At 61.1% G+C, this 19,717-nt stretch carries 13 protein-coding genes; all 13 read right to left on the reverse strand.

The window, feature by feature from the left end:
• Positions 1-96 precede the first annotated feature (96 nt).
• The 13 genes from J3P95_RS14030 to J3P95_RS14090 all read right to left on the reverse strand — a co-directional run bounded on the left by J3P95_RS14030 (position 97) and on the right by J3P95_RS14090 (position 19,624).
• On the reverse strand, positions 97-1,578 hold the full coding sequence (locus tag J3P95_RS14030) for an efflux transporter outer membrane subunit (protein ID WP_434557423.1): 1,482 nt from the start codon (positions 1,576-1,578) through the stop codon (positions 97-99).
• The gene (locus J3P95_RS14035; RefSeq protein ID WP_434580894.1) at positions 1,575-4,679 is read right to left on the reverse strand and encodes an efflux RND transporter permease subunit; all 3,105 of its coding nucleotides are present in this window, start codon (positions 4,677-4,679) and stop codon (positions 1,575-1,577) included. The genes J3P95_RS14030 and J3P95_RS14035 overlap by 4 nt, the downstream gene beginning before the upstream one ends.
• Before the next feature lie 109 nt (positions 4,680-4,788).
• On the reverse strand, positions 4,789-7,884 hold the full coding sequence (locus J3P95_RS14040; protein ID WP_434580892.1) for an MdtB/MuxB family multidrug efflux RND transporter permease subunit: 3,096 nt from the start codon (positions 7,882-7,884) through the stop codon (positions 4,789-4,791).
• Entirely contained in the window at positions 7,881-9,197 is a 1,317-nt protein-coding gene (locus J3P95_RS14045) for an MdtA/MuxA family multidrug efflux RND transporter periplasmic adaptor subunit (RefSeq protein WP_434580890.1), read from the reverse strand. Before J3P95_RS14045 ends, J3P95_RS14040 begins: the two co-directional genes overlap by 4 nt.
• 190 nt (positions 9,198-9,387) lie before the next feature.
• On the reverse strand, positions 9,388-9,888 hold the full coding sequence (gene tpx / locus J3P95_RS14050; RefSeq protein WP_434557427.1) for a thiol peroxidase: 501 nt from the start codon (positions 9,886-9,888) through the stop codon (positions 9,388-9,390).
• Between the two features lie 106 nt (positions 9,889-9,994).
• Positions 9,995-10,666 (reverse strand): DUF3313 domain-containing protein, encoded by a 672-nt coding sequence (locus J3P95_RS14055; RefSeq protein ID WP_434580888.1) that lies wholly within the window; start codon positions 10,664-10,666, stop codon positions 9,995-9,997.
• A 91-nt stretch (positions 10,667-10,757) separates the two neighbouring features.
• On the reverse strand, positions 10,758-11,252 hold the full coding sequence (locus tag J3P95_RS14060) for a hypothetical protein (protein ID WP_434580886.1): 495 nt from the start codon (positions 11,250-11,252) through the stop codon (positions 10,758-10,760).
• 267 nt (positions 11,253-11,519) lie between these two features.
• A complete protein-coding gene (locus J3P95_RS14065; RefSeq protein ID WP_434557430.1) occupies positions 11,520-12,317 on the reverse strand; it encodes a transglutaminase family protein in 798 nt (265 codons plus the stop codon).
• Complete coding sequence (locus J3P95_RS14070; protein WP_434557431.1) at positions 12,314-13,264, reverse strand: alpha-E domain-containing protein; 951 nt, start codon at positions 13,262-13,264, stop codon at positions 12,314-12,316. Before J3P95_RS14070 ends, J3P95_RS14065 begins: the two co-directional genes overlap by 4 nt.
• Positions 13,265-13,267: 3 nt before the next feature.
• On the reverse strand, positions 13,268-14,677 hold the full coding sequence (locus J3P95_RS14075) for a circularly permuted type 2 ATP-grasp protein (RefSeq protein WP_434580884.1): 1,410 nt from the start codon (positions 14,675-14,677) through the stop codon (positions 13,268-13,270).
• A 624-nt stretch (positions 14,678-15,301) separates the two neighbouring features.
• Positions 15,302-17,335: a TonB-dependent siderophore receptor gene (locus tag J3P95_RS14080; RefSeq protein ID WP_434580882.1), complete on the reverse strand. Its 2,034-nt coding sequence runs from the start codon at positions 17,333-17,335 to the stop codon at positions 15,302-15,304.
• A gap of 241 nt (positions 17,336-17,576) precedes the next feature.
• The gene (locus J3P95_RS14085; RefSeq protein WP_434557434.1) at positions 17,577-19,346 is read right to left on the reverse strand and encodes a sodium:solute symporter family protein; all 1,770 of its coding nucleotides are present in this window, start codon (positions 19,344-19,346) and stop codon (positions 17,577-17,579) included.
• 11 nt (positions 19,347-19,357) lie between these two features.
• Positions 19,358-19,624, reverse strand: a complete 267-nt coding sequence (locus J3P95_RS14090) for a DUF4212 domain-containing protein (RefSeq protein ID WP_434557435.1) — start codon at positions 19,622-19,624, stop codon at positions 19,358-19,360.
• Positions 19,625-19,717 lie beyond the last annotated feature (93 nt).

Consider the following 19,717-nt stretch of genomic DNA (forward strand, 5'->3'; position numbering starts at 1 on the left):
GCAGTGCATCGGCCAAAAGCGGGACTGCTGGCCTGTGGCGAGGGAGCTTGCTCCCGCTGGGCTGCGGAGCAGCCCCATATTTCATCAGCGGCGCGATTATGGCTTCTCGCTCGCCTGCAACTGCCCATCCCAACCCCCGCCCAACGCGGCGATCAACTGCACGCTGGCGATCAAGCGGCTCTGTTGCAGGTTCAACACGCTACGCTCGCTGCTCAGCGCGGTGGCTTGCACGGTCACGACGTCGAGGTAGCCGATCAACCCCGCCCGGTATTGGTTCTGGGTCAGGCGCAGGGACTCGCGGGCGGCGTCCAGGGCTTCCTGGCGTACGCGGGCCTCGTCTTCGAGCACCTTGAGCTGGATCATATAGTTCTCGACTTCACGGAACCCGTCGAGCACGGTCTGGCGATAGGTCGCGACGGTCTGGTCGTAGGCCGCGACACTGCGGTCGACTTCGGCCGAGCGCTGGCCGCCGTCGAACAGCGTCATCGCCAATTGCGGTCCCACCGACCAGAAGCGGTTCGGCACACTCACCCAATTATCATAGGTGGAGCTGCTGTAGCCACCGCTCAGGCTCAAGGTCAGGTCCGGATAATAGGCCGCCTTTGCCACGCCGATATTGGCGTTGGCGGCCATGACCGAGCGCTCCGCCGAAGCGATGTCCGGACGGCGCTCGAGCAACTGCGAAGGCAGCGCCACCGGGACCTGCGGCAGTGTCGGAAGGTCTTGGGTTTCGGCCAGGCTGAATTCGGCCGGAGGCAGGCCGATCAGTACGGCGATGGCATTTTCAAATTGGGCCCGCTGCCAGATCAGGTCGATCAGGTCGCCCTGGGTGGTCTTGAGCTGGTTTTGCGCCTGGGCCACCGCGTCCTTGCCGGACACCCCGGCGCGGTACTGGTTTTCGGTCATTTTCAGCGAGCGCTGGTAGTTGTCGACGGTGGTCTGCAACAAGCGCTTCTGCTCGTCGATCACGCGCAGCTGCAAATAGTTTTGCACCAGTTCCGATTGCTGGCTCAGGCGCATCGCCGCCAGATCGGCAAAACTGGCTTGGGCGCTAGCCTCGTCGGCCTCCAAGGTGCGGCGCAATTTGCCCCAGACGTCCGCCTCCCAGCTCACGCCCGCCTGGGCGCTGTAGGTGTCGCGGATGCCGCTGGAGGAACTGCTCAGGCTCGAACTGCTGCTGCCGGTGCCCTGGCTGGAGCGGTTCTTTCCAACGGTCAGGTCCACCGTCGGGAAAAACGCCCCACGGGCACTGCGCGCCAGCGCCTGGGCCTGACGGTACTGGGCTTCGGCCTGGGCCACGGTCTGGTTGGAAGCGTTGAGCTTTTCCACCAGTTCATTGAGTCGGGTATCCGCGTACAGCTCCCACCAGGCACCACGGGCCAGGGCGTCGCTGGGGTTGGCCTGGCGCCAGCCCTGGGCCTCTTTGTATTGCACAGGTGCGGCGGCAGCCGGACGCTGGTAATCCGGGCCGATCGCGCAAGCACTCAGCATCGCCACGCACAGCGCCAGGCTCAGTACCCGCGAGCCACGGGCAGTCGCCAGCGGTGCGGCGAAGTTGGAAAACGAACGGTCGGTCATAACGGAGTTTCCAGGGCAGCATCAGTGCGCACCCCACGCCAGCGGTTGAAGCGATGGCGCAGGTTATCGAGATAAAGGTAAACCACCGGGGTGGTGTAAAGCGTCAGGACCTGGCTGAACACCAGCCCGCCGATGATCGTCAGGCCCAGTGGCTGGCGCATTTCCGACCCTTCGGCACCGCCGAGCAGCAGCGGCAAGGCGCCAAGGATGGCCGCCAGCGTGGTCATCAGGATCGGCCGCAGCCGCAACAGGCACGCACTGCGGATCGACTCCAGCGGCGTCTGGCCGGCGCGCTCCAGCTGCAGCGCAAGATCGATCATCAGGATCGCGTTCTTCTTCACCACGCCAATCAACAGAAACAGGCCCAGCAACGAGATCAGGCTGAATTCACTGCCCAGCGCGTAGATCGACAGCAGCGCGCCCACCCCCGCCGAGGGCAAGGTGGACAGGATGGTCAGCGGATGAATGTAGCTTTCATACAACACGCCCAGAACCAGGTACACCGCCAGCAACGCCCCGAGGATCATGAACGGCTGGCTTTTCTGGGTGGCGGCAAAGGCGTCGGCAGTGCCGGCCATCTTCGCGATGACATCCTCCGGCATCCCAAGCTTGGCAATGGCCCGCTCAATGGCGGCCGTGCCCTGCTCCACCGTGACGCCTTCTGTCATATCGAAGGAAATGCCCTCGGAAGCAAACTGCCCTTCATGGCTGACCCGGTCGTCTTCCAGGCTGTTTTCATAATAAGCAATCGTCGACAGCGGGACCCGCGCCCCGTCGGCAGTGATGACCTGGACCTGCTCGAGTGTCTTGGGATCCTGGGCGTACTTGGGGTTGACCTCCATCACCACCTGATACTGATTGAGGCTGTCGTAGATGGTGGAAATCTGCCGCTGGCTGTAGGCGTTGTTCAGCACCGACGTGACCATGTCCATGTCGATACCCAGGCGCTTGGCCTGGTCGCGGTCCACCACCAGCGTCACCTGCTGCGCCCCGCCACCGTCACGGGCATCGATGGCGGTCAGTTCCGGCAAGGCACGAAAAGCGGCGACGACCTTGGGGTACCACGCGCGCAGCGACGCCAGGTCGGCGCTCTGCAGGATGTAGGAATATTGCGAGGTGGTCTGCTCGCGACCGCCACCGAACTGCAAGTCCTGGTCGGCCATCAGCATCAACTGACCGCCGGGTACCTTGGGCATTTCCTTGCGCAGCCGTTCGATAACTTTCTGCGCGGAAATGCCCCGCTCCTTGATCGGCTTGAGGCGCACCAGCATGAAGGCATTATTGGTGCCGTTGTTGCCACCGATAAAGCCCGCCACGCTCTGCACCGCTTCGTCCTTGAGCACGGCGCGTCGGAAGATCTCCATCTTCGGCTGCATCACGTTGAACGACAGCCCGTCGTCGCCGCGCACGAAGCCAATCAACTGGCCCGTGTCCTGCTGCGGCATGAACGTTTTCGGCACTACCACGTACAACGCGATGTTCACGCCGATGGTCAGCAACAGGCTGAGCAAGGTCAGGCGCCGATGGCGCAGCACCCAGTCCAACGTCCGTGCGTAGCCACGGACCATCCGTTCGTTGAGGCCCTGGCTCCAGCGCTGCAAGCGGTTTTCCTGTCCGGGCACGTGAGGCTTGAGCCAGCGGGCGCAGAGCATCGGCGTAAGTGTCAGGGACACCACCAGCGAGACGACAATGGCGGCCGCCAGGGTGATGGAGAACTCGCGAAACAGGCTCTCGACGATCCCGCCCATGAACAGGATCGAAAGGAACACCGCCACCAGCGAAGCGTTCATCGACAACAGGGTGAAACCCACCTCTTCGGCGCCGAGATAAGCGGCCTTCATCGGCGGTACGCCTTTGTCGATGTGCCGGGAAATGTTCTCCAGCACCACGATGGCGTCGTCCACCACCAGTCCGGTGGCGAGGATCAGCGCCATCAGCGACAGGTTGTTCAGGGAGAAACCGTACAGGTACATCACCGCGAACGTGCCCACCAGCGACACCGGCACCGCCAGCGTCGGGATCAGCGAGGCGCGGAAGTTGCCGAGGAACAGGAACACCACCAGCACCACCAGGGCCACGGCGATCAGCAGGGTCATTTCCGCTTCGTGCAGGGTGGCCTTGATGACCGGCGAGCGGTCCATGGCCAGGTTCAACTTGACACTGGCCGGCAGCACCGCTTGCAATGCTGGCAGCTGGTTCTTGATCTCGTTGACGGTCTCGATGATGTTGGCGCCGGCCTGGCGATTGATCACCAGCAGCACGGCGGCGTCGTTGTTGAAGAAACCGCTGTTATAGCGATCCTCGACGCTGTCGGTGACCTTGGCGACGTCCTTGAGCCGCAGCACCGAGCCGTCCTGGTAGCGGATGATCAGTGTTTCGTAGTCCTTGGCCTTTTCCAGTTGGTCATTGGCCTGGACTTGCCACATCCGCTTGTCGTCCTCGACCGAACCCTTGGGCCGGCGCACATTGCTGTCGGCGATGGCCGTGCGTACGTCGTCCAGTGCCACGCCGTACTGGTTGAGCAACTGCGGCTCCAGTTCGATACGCACCGCTGGCAGGGAACTGCCGCCGATCTGCACTTCACCAACGCCTGAGACCTGGGACAAGCTCTGGGACAGGATCGTCGAAGCCAGGTCGTAGAGCTGGCCTTTCTCCAACACATCCGAGGTCAGCGACAACACCATGATCGGCGCCTGGGACGGGTTGACCTTCTTGTAGGTCGGCATGCTACGCATACCGCTGGGCAGCAAGTTGCGCGAGGCGTTGATGGCGGCCTGCACCTCGCGTGCGGCGCCGTTGATGTCGCGGTCCAGGTCAAATTGCAGGATCACCCGCGTGGAGCCCTGGCTGGAGCGGCTGCTCATGGTATTGACGCCGGCGATGGCGCCGAAGGAGCGTTCCAGCGGCGTCGCCACCGTGGAGGCCATCACCTCGGGGCTGGCTCCGGGCAGATTGGCTTGGACCACGATCACCGGAAAGTCCATCTGCGGCAACGGCGAAACCGGCAGCAGGCCAAAGCACACGCCGCCGAGCAGCATGATCGCGAAGCTCAGGAGCATGGTTGCTACCGGGCGACGGATGAAGGGGCCGGAGAGGTTCATCGGCGACAGCTCCGAGTTACAAGCCGCAAGCTGCAAGCTAAAGGCGCGCGCTGTACCTGCTCTTCCCTTGCAGCTTGTAGCTTGCCGCTTGAAGCTACGCTCGCCACCGTCATACCTGCACCTCCTTCCCCTCAGGCCGGGCAAAGCGCCGCCCTAATCGATCGAAGTACAGGTAGATCACCGGCGTGGTGAACAGCGTCAGCACCTGGCTGACCAGCAGGCCGCCCACCATCACCAACCCCAACGGCTGGCGCAGTTCGGCGCCTGAGCCGGTGGCGAGCATCAGCGGTACCGCGCCGAACAGTGCCGCCAGGGTGGTCATCAGGATCGGCCGAAAGCGCAACAACGCGGCCTGATAGATGGCCGTCTCCGGGTCCAGGCCCTGGTTGCGTTCGGCGTCCAGGGCAAAGTCGATCATCATGATCGCGTTTTTCTTGACGATGCCGATCAGCAAGATGATGCCGATGATCGCGATCATGCCCAGGTCATTACCGCTGAGGATCAACGCCAGCAAGGCGCCGATGGCCGCCGACGGCAACGTGGAGAGAATCGTGATCGGATGGATATAGCTCTCGTACAAAACCCCCAGCACGATATACATGGTCACCACCGCTGCCAGGATCAGCAGCAACGTGCTCGACAGCGACGCCTGGAATGCCTCGGCAGCGCCTTGGAACTCAGTCTGCACGCCTACCGGCATGCCAATGTCCTGCTGGACCTTTTCGATCACATCGACGGCGTGCCCGAGGGCAACGCCCGGCGCCAGGTTGAAGGACATCATCACCGCCGGGAACTGGCCGATGTGGGCAATCGCCAGTTGCGCCTGGCGCTCTTCCACCCGGGCCAGGCTCGACAACCGCACTTGCCCGCCATCGGTGGTCTTGACGTGTATCTGGTCCAGCGCCTGCGGACCGATTCTCTCGCCGGCCTGGGCTTGCAGCACCACCCGGTACTGGCTGGCCTGGGTGTAGATGGTGGAGATCTGCCGCTGGCCGAAAGCGTCGTACAGCGCATCGGTGATGTTCGACACCGACACGCCCAGGCGCGAAGCGGCGTCGCGGTCGATCACCAGGTAAACCTGCAAGCCCTTGTCCTGCAAGTCGCTCGCGACATCGGTCAGTTCCGGCTGCTGGGCCAAGGCCTCGACCAGACGGCCGCTCCACAGGCTGAGCAACTCGGCGTCCGGTGACGACAGGCTGAATTGATACTGGGTGCGGCTGACCCGGTCCTCGATGGTCAGGTCCTGCACCGGTTGCATGAACAGGCGGATGCCCACCAAACGGTCCAGCTGCGGCTGCAAGCGGGCAATGATCTCGGTAGCGCTGTCGTCCCGTTCGCTGTGGGGCTTGAGGTTGATCAACAGGCGCCCGCTGTTGAGCGTGGCATTGTCGCCATCCACGCCGATGTACGACGACAGGCTTTCCACCGCCGGGTCGGTGAGGATGACCTTGGCCAATTGCTGCTGGCGCTCGCTCATGGCGGCAAAGGATATTGATTGTGGCGCTTCGGAAATGCCCTGGATCACGCCGGTGTCCTGCACCGGGAAAAAGCCCTTGGGCACGGCCAGGTACAACACCACCGTCAGCACCAGGCTGCCCACCGCCACCAAAAGGGTCAGCGGCTGGTGCTTGAGCACCCATTGCAATTTGCGCCCGTAGGCTGCGATCAGCCAGTCGATCCAGGCACCGCTGGCGCGGTAGAAGCGGCCCTGCTCTTCTTCCTTGGGCTCGCGCTTGAGCAATCGGGCGCACATCATCGGCGTCAGGGTCAGCGATACCACCAGCGAGATCAGGATGGCCACCGCCAGGGTGATGGCGAACTCACGGAACAAGCGCCCGACCACGTCCGCCATGAACAGCAGCGGTATCAACACCGCGATCAGCGACAGCGTCAGGGAAATCAACGTGAAGCCGATCTGCTTCGCACCCTTGAGCGCCGCCTGCATCGGGCTGTCGCCCTCCTCGATGTAACGGGCGATGTTCTCCAGCATGACGATAGCGTCGTCCACCACGAAACCGGTGGCGATGGTCAGCGCCATCAGCGTCAGGTTGTTGATGGAGAAACCGGCCAGGTACATCACGCCGAACGTACCGATCAGCGACAGCGGCACGGCCACGGAAGGAATGATGGTGGCGCTGACTCGTCGCAGGAACAGGAACGTCACCATCACCACCAGGGCGATCGCGATCAGCAGCTCGTGTTGCACATCGGTGACCGAGGCACGGATGGTCTGGGTGCGGTCGGTGAGCACGGTCACGTCGAGGCCGGCCGGCAAGTTGTCGGTGATGCTCGGCAACAGGGCCTTGATCCGGTCGACCACTTCGATGACGTTGGCCCCGGGCTGGCGCTGGATGTTCAGCAGCACGGCCTGGTTTTCGTTGGCCCAAGCCGCAAGGCGTTCGTTTTCCGCGCCATCGACGATCTGCGCCACGTCCTTGAGCCGCAACGGTGCGCCGTTGGCGTAGGCCAGGATCAGTTCGGCGTAGTCCTTGGGCGACGTCAACTGGTCGTTGGCGTCGAGCATCGAGACCCGGGTCGGGCCATCGAAATTGCCCTTGGGTTGGTTGACGTTGGAAGCGCCGATCAGGGTGCGCACGTCCGCCAGGTTCAGGCCGGCGGCCGCCAGGGCTTCGGGATTGACTTTGATGCGCACGGCCTGGCGCTGGCCACCGGCAATGGTGACCATGCCGACGCCACTGATCTGGGCGATCTTCTGCGCCATGCGCGTATCCACCAAGTCGTTGAGCTTGGGCAACAGCATGGTCTTGGAGGTGATTGCCAGGGTCAGCACCGGGGTGTCCGCCGGGTTGACCTTGTTGTACACCGGCGGCGCCGGCAGGTCGTTGGGCAACAGGTTGGTGGCGGCGTTGATCGCGGCCTGCACCTGCTGTTCGGCGACGTCCATGTTGACGTCGAGACTGAAGCGCAGGGTAATCACCGAGGCGCCGCCGGAACTGGTGGACGCCATTTGCGTCAGCCCCGGCATCTGCCCGAACTGCCGTTCCAGGGGCGCGGTCACGGCGCTGGTCATGACATCGGGGCTGGCGCCCGGGTACAGGGTCATCACGCGGATGGTCGGGTAATCGACCTGGGGCAACGCCGACACCGGCAGCAGCCGATAGGCGATCAGGCCGGCCAGGACAATGGCCAGCATACTCAGGGTCGTGGCGACCGGACGGAGAATGAACAGCCGCGAGAAATTCATGCGCCGCCCTTTTTCGCCTTATCGGCCGCGGCCGGTTCAGTCGGGGCCGCGGCGCTCTTGCCTTGCAGGTGCTCGGTCGGCGTGGTCGGCACGTCCTGGCTGTCGTTGACCACCTCCACTTCGCTGCCTTCCTTCAAGCGGTCGGTGCCTTCGAGCACCACCCGGTCGCCGGCTGCCAGTCCTTCGGTAACGACCGTGTGCTCGCCATCGCTGGCGCCGACCTTGAGCTTCCTGATGGTGACCTTCTTGTCGCCGTCCAGGGCATAGACGAAGGTGCCATTGGTGCCGAACTGAATGGCAGCGGTCGGCGCCAGGACCACGCCTTTGAGCGTGTCGGCCAGCAAGCGCACGTTGACGAACTGGTTGGGAAACAACGATTGATCGCGGTTTTCGTAGCGGGCCTTGAACTTCAAGGTGCCGGTGGTCACATCGATCTGGTTGTCCAGGCTTTGCAGCACCCCGCTGGCCTGGAGCTTGACGTCGCCCCGGTCCCACGCCTCGACCGGCAACTTCGCCCCGCTGCGGTAGCGGGCGAGCACGGTTTCGAGGTTATTTTCCGGGAGGGTGAACACCACGCTGATCGGCTGGGTCTGGGTGATGACCGCCAGCGCCGTGGTGTCGTTGGCCGCCACCAGGTTGCCGACGTCCAACTGACGCAAGCCTACGCGACCGGTGATCGGCGCGCGGATCTTGGTGAATTCCAGGTTGAGCTTGGCGTCGTTGACCGCCGCCTGGTTGGTCTTGACCGTGCCTTGGTACTGACCCACCAACGCAGCGGCGGTGTCGAGGGTCTGCTTGGCGATGCTGTCTTCGGCGTACAGGCCGCGATAGCGCTCCAGGTCGACCTGGGCGTTCTTCAATTGAGCCTGGTTCTGCAGCAGCGTGCCTTCGGCCTGGAGCAAGGCGTTCTGGTACGGACGGGGGTCGATTTCAGCCAGTAGATCCCCGGCCTTGACCATTTGCCCTTCTTCAAAGGCGATCTTGACCAATTCCCCGCCCACCCGGCTGCGCACATTGATGGTGTTGAGCGCCGTCACCGTGCCCAGCGCCTTGTAGTACAGCGGAAAATCCCCCGTGGCCGCTGGCGCCACCCGTACCGGAATCGGTCCGGTCGCCCCACCAAATCCGGGCCGCATACCGCCCGCTCGTCCCGTTTGACCAGCGGTTGCTTTCTGCTCGGCTCCGGCTTTCTGATCGGTGCCGGCGGGCCAGAACTTCCAGGCCAGCAGCGCGACGACCAAGACGACGAACAGGCCGAATAACCAGCGACGGGAGTTGCGGGAAACAGAGGATTGCATTGAATGGTCAACCATGGGGCGCGTGGGCTTCTTTTACGGGAGGCTGAACGATAAGCACTGGCGAGGTTTTAGCAAAGCGCCTTTACCGGCAATTTACCTTTGGCTTACGTTTCGCTTGGTCGGCTAAAGCCTTGAAACACAAATGAAAACGGCCTGGACAGGCCAGGCCGTTAACAATTGTAATAAATACTTTATTTCTGAAGACTTATTTCAGAGCAGCAAGCGCGGCGTCGTAGTTCGGCTCTTCAGCGATTTCCTTGACCAGCTCGCTGTGCAGCACGGTGTCGTTTTCGTCCAGCACGACCACGGCACGAGCAGTCAGGCCGGCCAGCGGGCCGTCGGCGATGGCAACGCCGTAGTTCTCGATGAACTCGGCACCGCGCAGGGTCGACAGGTTCTGCACGTTTTCCAGGCCTTCGGCACCGCAGAAACGCGCTTGGGCGAATGGCAGGTCGGCGGAGATGCACAGCACCACGGTGTTTTCCAGATCGTTGGCCTGGGCGTTGAACTTGCGCACGGAGGTGGCGCAGGTTGGGGTGTCAACGCTTGGGAAAATGTTCAGCACCTTGCGCTTGCCGGCGAAATCCTTCAGGGAAACGTCCGACAGATTGCCGGCAACCAGGGAAAAGGCTGGCGCCTTGGAACCGGCTTGTGGCAATTGGCCGTTGACTTGGACAGGGTTGCCTTTGAGGGTGACTTGAGCCATGAACGGATTCCTTCTGACAGGTTTGAAAATGGTGAGGCCGGAGTTAACCATGAAATGGTGCTCCGACCTATGCCTGCACACAAAAAGTCACGAGTCACGGTGCCTGCTATTTAGCCTTGAGCTGCAAATATGACTGATGCAGATCCGCCGCCCAGCCATCGATGACCCCTTTGACATCATCGGGCTTCATGACCTGGGCCTCGTTCGACAACGGTTTACCCGTGCCCTTGCGCACCACCTGGGCGACCACCGCGTTATTGCCACCGTCGAGAAACACCGCTTCGGTGCCCAGCGTGGTCTCCTGGTCGCGAATGCCGCTGGCCGTGCTGACCGCGGCGGCCACCAGGGCGATCGGAATCACTTCATAAGGTTTCAGCCCCTCGGTCTTGCTGCTGACCGCGGTGATCGCGGCCCGCACCACCAGGACACCCGGGCCGGGGCTGGTCGCCAGCGGCAGGGACTTGCCGGCTTCACGCTTGAGCGCCTGGTCGTAGTAACTGGTGATACCGGCCAATGTGGCCGACGGAATCTTCACCGTCGGTTGCGGCTTGGGGTAGAACTGTGTCGGTTCGATATAAATGCTGGAGTACTTGGCCAGATCGATATCGGAAGCGACCCAACGCATCACCTCGGCTCCCGACGGCGATTTTTCTTCCTTGAGCCGACTGTAGTCACCCAGGAAACCGGAATATTCATCCGGCTGGGTGACCTTGCTGGAGCAACCCGCCAAGGCGAGCGAGGCAATGCAGACGGTGCCGATCATAGACGCAAACTTCATGCTGTCACTCCTGTAAGCCACACCGGACGGGGCGGGAACTACAGGTATAGCCAATGATCAGGTTTTTGCCTGCGCCGGACAGAAGAAGTGTTCAGCCTCGCTCGCGCGGTATCAGGCTCTGTAACTGCTGGGCGAGAAAACCCGCATCGAAAACGAACGTATCCGGATCCTTCAACCCGTTGGTCCGACGCCATTGCCACTGTGTCGATGGCGGTTGGCAAACCAGGGAAATGCTGCCGTGGCGGGTGGCGGTCAGGCCAATGATCGACAAGGAAATCAACCCACCCGCGCCCATCACATCCGGCACGAACTCAACCGGCTTGCCGGTGATGGATAACGTCAGCTTCTGGGTCTTGAAACCGGCCGTTTCGGCAGGAACACTCGGCCCATGAGCGACATACGCCTCACGACGCAATTCCAGAAGGTTTGGCGCCATGACCGGCGCCAACCACTGCTCGATTTGCCCGTACAACGCCTCGATCTGCTCAGCCCAGACCGCGGACTGGGCCTGGTGTAGTTGCTTCTTGTGCGCTTCGCTGTCGGCGTAGTGGCGGAGCATTTCGCCCAATTGCTGTACATCGTCCATGGCGCTGTTCCTCGATTAAGGGCGTGTTGCGAAGCGCGATGATGACAGGTTCGCAGCTTTTGTGGCGAGGGAGCTTGCTCCCGCTGGGTTGCGAAGCGACCCCAAGCCGTTGAATGTGTTCTGCCTGATGGACCGAAGCGCCTGGTTTCAGGGCTGCTGCGCAGCCCAGCGGGAGCAAGCTCCCTCGCCACGGTTTGGGGCTACGCAGTACGTGGCTCCATGGGAGGTGGTTTGCTCGCGATGAAACCTCAGGCTTCAACCATTGAATTACTGATGCTGCACCTGCACCATCGAACTCACCTGCACCCGCGCGTGCATCTGCTCCGCCCCGCCGCCGCGGCGCATGCCGCGCACCGGGCAGGCGTCGAGGTAGTCCAGGCCGACCGCCAGTTTCAGGTGTCGGTCGGGGCGGATCAGGCGGTTGGTCACGTCGAAGCTGTACCAGCCGTCGCCCAGCCAGGCTTCCGCCCAGGCGTGGCTGGCCAGATGGTTTTCATCTTCGGTGCACAGGTAGCCGGACACATAGCGCGCCGGTACGCCCAGGCTGCGGGCGCAGGACACGAATGCATGGGTATGGTCCTGGCAGACGCCCGCGCCACCGGCAAACGCTTCGGCGGCGGTGCTGCTGACGGCGGTTGTACCGGGGCTGTAGGGCATGCGCTCGGCGAGGCCGTTCATCAAGTCGGACAGCGCCGAACGATCACGCCGTGCTCCGCATTGGGCAACGGCAAAAGCGCTGAGGTTGTCATCAATCTGCGTCAGGTGGCTGGTGCGCAGGAACGGCAGCGGCGATTGGCTATCGGGTTCCATTTCCACCGCCTGGTGGATTTGCACCTCACCGTAAGCAGTCAGCACCAGGGCGCCGTGGGGCTCGTCCATGGTCATCACATGCAGAATATTCCCGTAAGGGTCGAGCTGGCTGCGCACCAGGCGCGGCAATTCCAGGTGCCATTGCAAAATTCGCTGGCGCTGGCTGTCCTTGGGCGTAAGGCGAAGGAACTGGATGCTGGTGCAGACTTCATCGGTGTAGCTGTAAGTCGTGTCATGGCGTATGGACAGTTTCATACCACCTCCAGATAGGACTCGTGAACAGTCTGGCCCAGATGACGGATCTGGCCGATGAGCTCGGTCAGCCACTGATGCAGGCCCGAGGCGAGGATTTCATCGATCCCCGAATAGCGCAGCCGCGCATTCAGCTCGGCGGCCAGGCGCTGGGCCGGACGGCCATTGTTGCCCGGCAGGCTGGAGAGGATATGGTCCAGTTCTTCGATGCAGGCGTGCAGCGAGCGCGGGACGTCGGCTCGCAGCAGCAACATCTCGGACACCTGCTCGGCATTCGGCGCGTTGCGATAGATCTCGTTGAACGCCTCGAACGAAGACAGCGCGCGCAACAAGGCACTCCATTGATAGTAGCCACGGGCCGAATTGTCGCTGACCTCCTCCGACTCCTCGCCGAACATTTCGTAGCGCGCGTCCAGCAGGCGCAAGGTGTTGTCGGCCCGCTCGATGAAGGTGCCCAGGCGAATGAAGCAATAGGCGTCGTTGCGCATGATCGTGCCCGACGTCGCGCCACGGAACAGGTGCGAACGCTCCTTGACCCATTCGCAGAAATGGCTGATGCCGTAGCGGCCCAGGCCGTTGCTGGCGATGTTGCGCATCTCCAGCCAGGTGGCGTTGATGTTCTCCCACATGTCGGCGGTGATACGCCCGCGCACGGCATGGGCATTGGTTCGCGCGGCACGCAGGCAGCTGTAGATACTGCCGGGGTTGGTTTCGTCCAGCGCAAAAAAATGCAGCATGCGCTCGCTGTTGAGCGCGTCATAACGGGCGTTGTAGTCGTCCAGGGTACCGGCCGCCAAAAGCGACATCGCCAGCTCGGCGTGCCCGTCGCTGCGCCCGGCCTGGGGCATCAGCGACAGTGAATAACTGACTTCGAGCATGCGCGCCAGGTTCTCGGCGCGCTCCAGGTAGCGGGACATCCAATAGAGGTCAGAAGCGGTTCTTGAAAGCATGTCTTAATCCTCCACTACCCAAGTGTCTTTGGTGCCGCCGCCCTGGGACGAATTCACCACCAGCGAGCCCTCGCGAAGGGCCACACGGGTCAGGCCGCCGGGTACCAGGCGGGTTTCCTTGCCCGATAGCACGAACGGACGCAAATCGATGTGGCGCGGGGCGATGCCGCTTTCGACAAAGGTCGGGCACGTCGACAGGCTCAAGGTCGGTTGGGCGATGTAGGCTTCGGGCCTGGCCTTGAGGCGGGCGCGGAAATCTTCGATTTCCGCTGCGGTGGCGGCAGGCCCCACGAGCATGCCGTAGCCACCGGAGCCCTGGGTTTCCTTGACCACCAGATCGGGCAGGTTGGCCAACACATGGGACAGATCCTGCGGTTTGCGGCACTGCCAGGTGGGCACATTCTTCAGGATCGGCTCTTCGGTGAGGTAGAAACGGATCATCTCGTCGACATAGGGATAGATCGACTTGTCATCCGCCACGCCAGTGCCGATCGCGTTCGCCAATACCACGTTGCCGGAGCGATAGACTGCGACCAGCCCGGGCACACCCAGCATGGAGTCAGGATTGAACGACAGCGGATCGAGATAGGCATCGTCGAGGCGACGGTAGATCACATCGACCTGCCGGGGACCGGCGGTGGTGCGCATGTAGACGTGGTCATCGCGCACGAACAGGTCCGCACCTTCCACCAGTTCGACGCCCATCTCCCGGGCCAGGAAGGCATGTTCGAAATAGGCACTGTTGAAACGCCCCGGGGTGAGCACCACGGCGGTCGGATTTTCCAAGGGGCTTGAGCTTTTGAGGGTATCGAGCAGCAAATTCGGATAATGGTCGATGGGCGCCACGCGCTGGGCTGCGAACAACTCGGGGAACAAGCGCATCATCATCTTGCGATCCTCGAGCATGTAGCTCACGCCACTGGGCGTACGCAAGTTGTCCTCCAGCACGTAATAGCTGCCATCGCCATCGCGAACCAGGTCGACGCCGGCGATATGGGCGTAGATGCCACGGTGCAGGTCCAGGCCTTGCATCGCGATCTGGTAACCCTCGTTGGCCAGCACTTGCTCGGCCGGAATGATGCCTTCCTTGAGAATGCGTTGCCCGTGGTAGATATCGGCCAGGAACATGTTCAGGGCCTGGACACGCTGGATGCAGCCGCGCTCGACCATTTGCCATTCGCTGGCCTTGATGCTGCGGGGAATGATGTCGAACGGGATCAGGCGCTCGGTGCCCTGCTCGTCGCCATAGAGCGTGAACGTAATGCCCGCCCGATGGAACAGCAGGTCGGCTTCGCGCCGGCGTTGCTCCAACAGCTCCAGCGGCGTGTCCGCCAGCCAGCGCGAGAAAGCTTGGTAATGCGGGCGGCAATCACCCTTTGCGTCATACATTTCGTTGAAAAAAGCGTGGGGCATAGCCAACTCCCAGCCGTGTCGTACACGGCATTTCTTATTACGTCGTCATTCCACCAAGTCTGGCCTTGCCTTGTTTTTATGAGCCCTGTTTCTCTGAACACCTCGTTAGGCATGGGTCTCTGATTCAGGCCTTTGCGTCTGGATGACGTGCGCCCCCTTGTATTTACGTCTCGAAGACCTCGTTGGTTCGTTCTACCGGAGCCGAAGCAAAGGCTGTGCCTAAGTCCCATGGATTGAAACAATGCTGGAAAAAACGTCGCAGGACGATGAAAAAGCGAAATTTCTTTTCAATTTCGCGACGCAAGCGCGTTTGAGGCCTGAGACCTTTTTTTCGAATTGCCGCGACTTGGCGACAAACGGGTCGAATCGGTGCAACGAGACGGGACGGCAACATTAAATGCCCTGAAAAGGGGAAATTTATACCCATTCACTGTAGGCAAGTTTTATCTGTGGCGAGAAGAAGAAATCCCTGGAGCTGTTTAACCAGCAGGCGGTGCTGGCATTTCGGTGGGATAAACCGGCGCTGCTCGTGACAGCGAACTAAAGAAAGTGACCCGCGAAAAAAATGCCCGGCCTTTGAAGTCCGGGCATTTTCGTTGGTACCTTCTGATCAGAACGTCACGATTAAAACGTCACGCTGGCGCTCAACCTGGCGGTACGCGGCTCGCCGACGTTGACCATCAACTGGCTGCCGGTGGACGACGGGTAGTACTGCTTGTCGAACAGGTTGTCGACGTTCAGCTGCAACGAGGTCTTGTGGCCGAACACCGGCGATTCCCAGCGCAGGAAGGCGTCGGCAACGGTGTAGCTGCTGAGCCAGAAATCGTTGGCGGCATTGGCGGCCCGCTCGCCGACGTAACGCGCGCCGGCACCGGCATGCCAGGCGCCAAATTCGGCGGGCACGTTCAGGTGATGGGACAGGTACAGGCTGGCGGTGTGTTTGGGGGCGTCGGGCAGGCGGTGACCTTCGTTCCTTGGGTCATCCAGAATCTCGGTGTGGGTATAGGCGTAGGTGCCGATCAGGTCCCAACGGTCGGCGAGGCGACCGGTGATGTCGAGTTCCAGGCCCTGGGAGCCGACTTTGCCGGCGGCCTCGGAGACATCGTCAACGGTGGTCACGACGTTCTTTTTGACGATATCGAACAAGGCAAGATTGATGTTCAAGCCCGGCAGCGGATCGTATTTTGCGCCGATCTCGTAGCTGCGACCTTCTTCCGGTTTGAAGGTTGCAAGGTTTTTATCGACGGTATCGTTCGGCTTGAACGAGCGGCTGTAGTTGCCATAGAACGATAGCTCCTCGGTAGCTTTATAAACGAGGCCCAGGAACGGCACAAACGCATCGCCGTTGTCGTCGCGAACTGTTACAGGCTTAATCGACCCCTGTTTGCTGAACTGATCGTAATGCTGATAGCGCCCTCCAAGCACTAAAATCCAACGATCATCCAAGTGCCAGTTGTCCTTCAGATACACCGAACTGGAGGTCAGTTTGTTGCTCAAGTTGCTTTGCACAGCATTGACTCTGCTCGGCTCTCCCAATCCACCGTACACCGGTGCCGCGGGGTCAAAGCCTGCTTGGAAAGCTCCACGATAGGTCTTGCCACGAAACTGATCGGAGACCTGGTTATCAACGCCGATCAACAGGTCATGACGCTGGCCGAACAGTTCCTGTTTGCCAATGAAATCCCAACTGGCGTAGCGGGTTTCATCGTCATAATGCGCGCCATTGGCGGCACGCTGAAGGACATTGCCGGACATACGCGGCTGCGCAAGCGAAAGACTGTATCGGTCATTGTTCCAGCCATAAGTCACGCGGGTTTTCCAGGCATCGCTCAGCTCATATTCGAACCGCGCCGTGGCCGTTTCGCGAATCCCCACGCTCTTGGCCCAAGGCTCATCCAGGCGCTTGTCATAGTCGATGTCGGCCGGATGCCCATCGGTGAATATCGTCCCGCGGTCAAACGGATTGGAATATTCGTTGTACTCATAACTCAAATTCAACGAAGCTCGCTCGCCGGTCCAGGCCAAAGACGGTGCCACCAGGGTGCTTTCGTTGACCCCGTAGTTGCGCCAGTAATCCTCATGGCCGCGCTCGGCGACCAGGCGATAGGCCAAGCCCGTGTCGCCCAGCGGCCCGGTGGTGTCCAGGGCCATGGTGCCGCCGCCTTCGCTGTAGGCGGAACCGCTCAATGTTGTGCTCTGAACGTATTCGGGCTTCTTGCTGATGACGTTGATCAACCCGCCGGGCTCCAGCGCGCCGTAGAGCATCGACGCCGGGCCCTTGAGCACTTCGACCCGCTCGGTGGTGGCGCTGAAGTTGTGGCCCAGGTTCGAGCGCACACCGTCGCGCAAAATCGAGCCGTCGTCATTGGTGCCGAACCCACGCTTGACCAGCGAGTCCCGGGAGTTGCCCAGGGTGTTGCCCTGGCTGACGCCGCTGACGAACTTCATTGCCTCATCCAGCGAGCGTACCTGGTAATCGGCCAGCGTTTGCTGGGTCACCACGTTGATTGACTGCGCCTCCTCCTTGATCGGTACATCGCTCTTGCTCGCCGTGCTGGCTTGCGATGCCGTGTAGCCTTCGTCCTGAATGATCCGACTGCCTTGCACATCCGTAGTGGGCAGTTCGAGAGCGTCCTGCGCCCTCAAGGGGCTGGCCATGAAACAGCAGGACAGCGCGGGTAAAACACATTTGACGAGGGCATTGCGGTAAGCGAGAGGGGTGGAACGATTCAAGACGCTGCACTCTGGAGGGAGGGAATGTGAATGAGAGCGAATATACTTTGAGAATTATTCCCAGTAAACACTTTCGCCTCAAGGTCACCCCATACAAACAAGGGCGCCGGATCACTCCGGCGCCCTTGTTTGTTGGTCCCCCATTCAGTGGCGGGCTTGCGACCGGTCAGTGGTCGATGGCGGCACCGGCCCCTCTCGGTACGCGGATGTCCTCGACCAGGTGCTGGATGTGCTCCGGTGGCGGCGCGGTGAAGCGTGACACCACCACCGCAGCCAGGAAGTTGAGGAGCATCCCCAAGGTGCCGATGCCTTCAGGGGAAACACCCAGCCACCAATGCTCAGCGGTGTTCATCGTCGGGTTGATGAACTTGAAGTAGACGATGTAGGTAAATGTGAAGGTCAGCCCGACGATCATCCCGGCGATGGCGCCTTCGCGGTTCATACGTTTGGAGAAGATCCCCATGACAATGACCGGGAAGAAGGAAGACGCCGCCAACCCGAAGGCGAACGCAACCACCTGTGCAACGAATGCCGGGGGATAGATGCCGAATAATCCGGCAATCAACACCGCCACGCCGGCGGCAATACGTGCCGCGAGCAACTCTTGCTTTTCGTTGATCCTGGGCATGATGTTGCTTTTGAGCAGGTCATGGGAAATCGAGGTGGAGATCACCAGCAACAGCCCCGCTGCCGTCGAAAGCGCCGCCGCCAGGCCACCGGCGGCGATCAATGCGATCACCCACCCCGGCAGACCGGCAATCTCAGGGTTGGCCAAGACCATGATGTCGTTGTCGACATACAGTTCGTTGGCCACCGGCGAGACCTGGTTCTTGAGCAATCGCTGCTCATGTGCGCCGCGCTCGCCGGTAAAACTCGGCGCGCCAACCAAAGCCGCCCCCGGGCCGTATTGGATGATGCCGTCGTTGTTCTTGTCCGCCCACGCAATCAGTCCGGAATTTTCCCAGGCCTTGAACCAGCTCGGCGCGGTGGAGTAACTGATATTGGGGATGGACGTCAGCAGATTGGTGCGAGCAAAGGCCGCGACGGCCGGTGCGGTGGTGTAGAGAATGGCAATGAACAGCAATGCGTAGCCCGCCGACTTGCGCGCATCCCGTACGGTGGGCGTGGTAAAGAAACGCACGATCACATGGGGCAAGCCCGCAGTCCCGACCATCAGCGCCATGGTGATGAAAAACACGTCGGTGGTCGATTTGGTGCCGTCGGTATAGGCGGTGAATCCCAACTCGGCGCCCAGGCCATTCAGCCGTTCGATCACGCTCTGCCCCGAGCCGGTCACTTCGCTGATGAAGCCCAACTGCGGTATCGGATTACCGGTGATCATTATCGAGATATAAATGGCCGGCACCATGTAGGCAAAGATCATCACGCAATACTGCGCCACCTGGGTATAGGTGATGCCTTTCATGCCGCCCAACACCGAATAAAAGAACACGATGGCCATGCCGATCATCACGCCGGTGTTGATATCCACTTCCAGGTAACGGGAAAAGACAATGCCCACACCGCGCATCTGCCCCGCCACGTAAGTAAAGGAAATGAAAATCACGCAGATCACCGCCACCACCCGCGCCGTCTGCGAGTAATAACGCGCACCGACGAACTCGGGCACGGTGAACTTGCCGAATTTGCGCAGGTACGGCGCCAGGCACATCGCAAGCAGCACGTAGCCGCCCGTCCATCCCATCAGGTAGACCGAACCGTCATAGCCGGCAAAAGCGATGATCCCCGCCATGGAAATGAACGAGGCGGCCGACATCCAGTCGGCGCCCGTGGCCATGCCGTTGAGTACGGGATGTACGCCTTTACTGGCAATGTAGTATTCACTGGTGGAGCCGGCCCGCGTCCAGATTGCAATGCCAATGTAGAGGGCAAATGAGGCGCCGACGAACAGGTAGATCAGGGTTTGGGTATCCATGCTCATCGGCCTCAGTCTTCGTGAACGTCATATTTGCGATCGAGCTGATTCATCTTCCAGACATAGAAGAAAATCTCGACCACAAAGACATAAATGGACCCTTGCTGGGCAAACCAGAACCCCAAGGGCGTACCAAAGAAGCTGATGGTATTGAGTACATCAACCAGCAAAATGCCGAAGCCGAACGACACCAAGAACCAGATGGCTAGCAGCACCAGCATCCAGCGTAGGTTTTCCGTCCAGTAGGCACGCGCAGCCTGTTGCTTTTCAGTGGACATGGAGGGGCCTCCCGTTTTGTTTTTATTGTTTTCCCTTTCAAACCGTAGCAGTCGCTGGGCAAGGCGCTAGTACGACTTTCGTCTAATCCACTG

The sequence above is a fragment of the Pseudomonas sp. Z5-35 genome (assembly GCF_051131945.1).
Lineage (GTDB): Bacteria > Pseudomonadota > Gammaproteobacteria > Pseudomonadales > Pseudomonadaceae > Aquipseudomonas > Aquipseudomonas marvdashtae.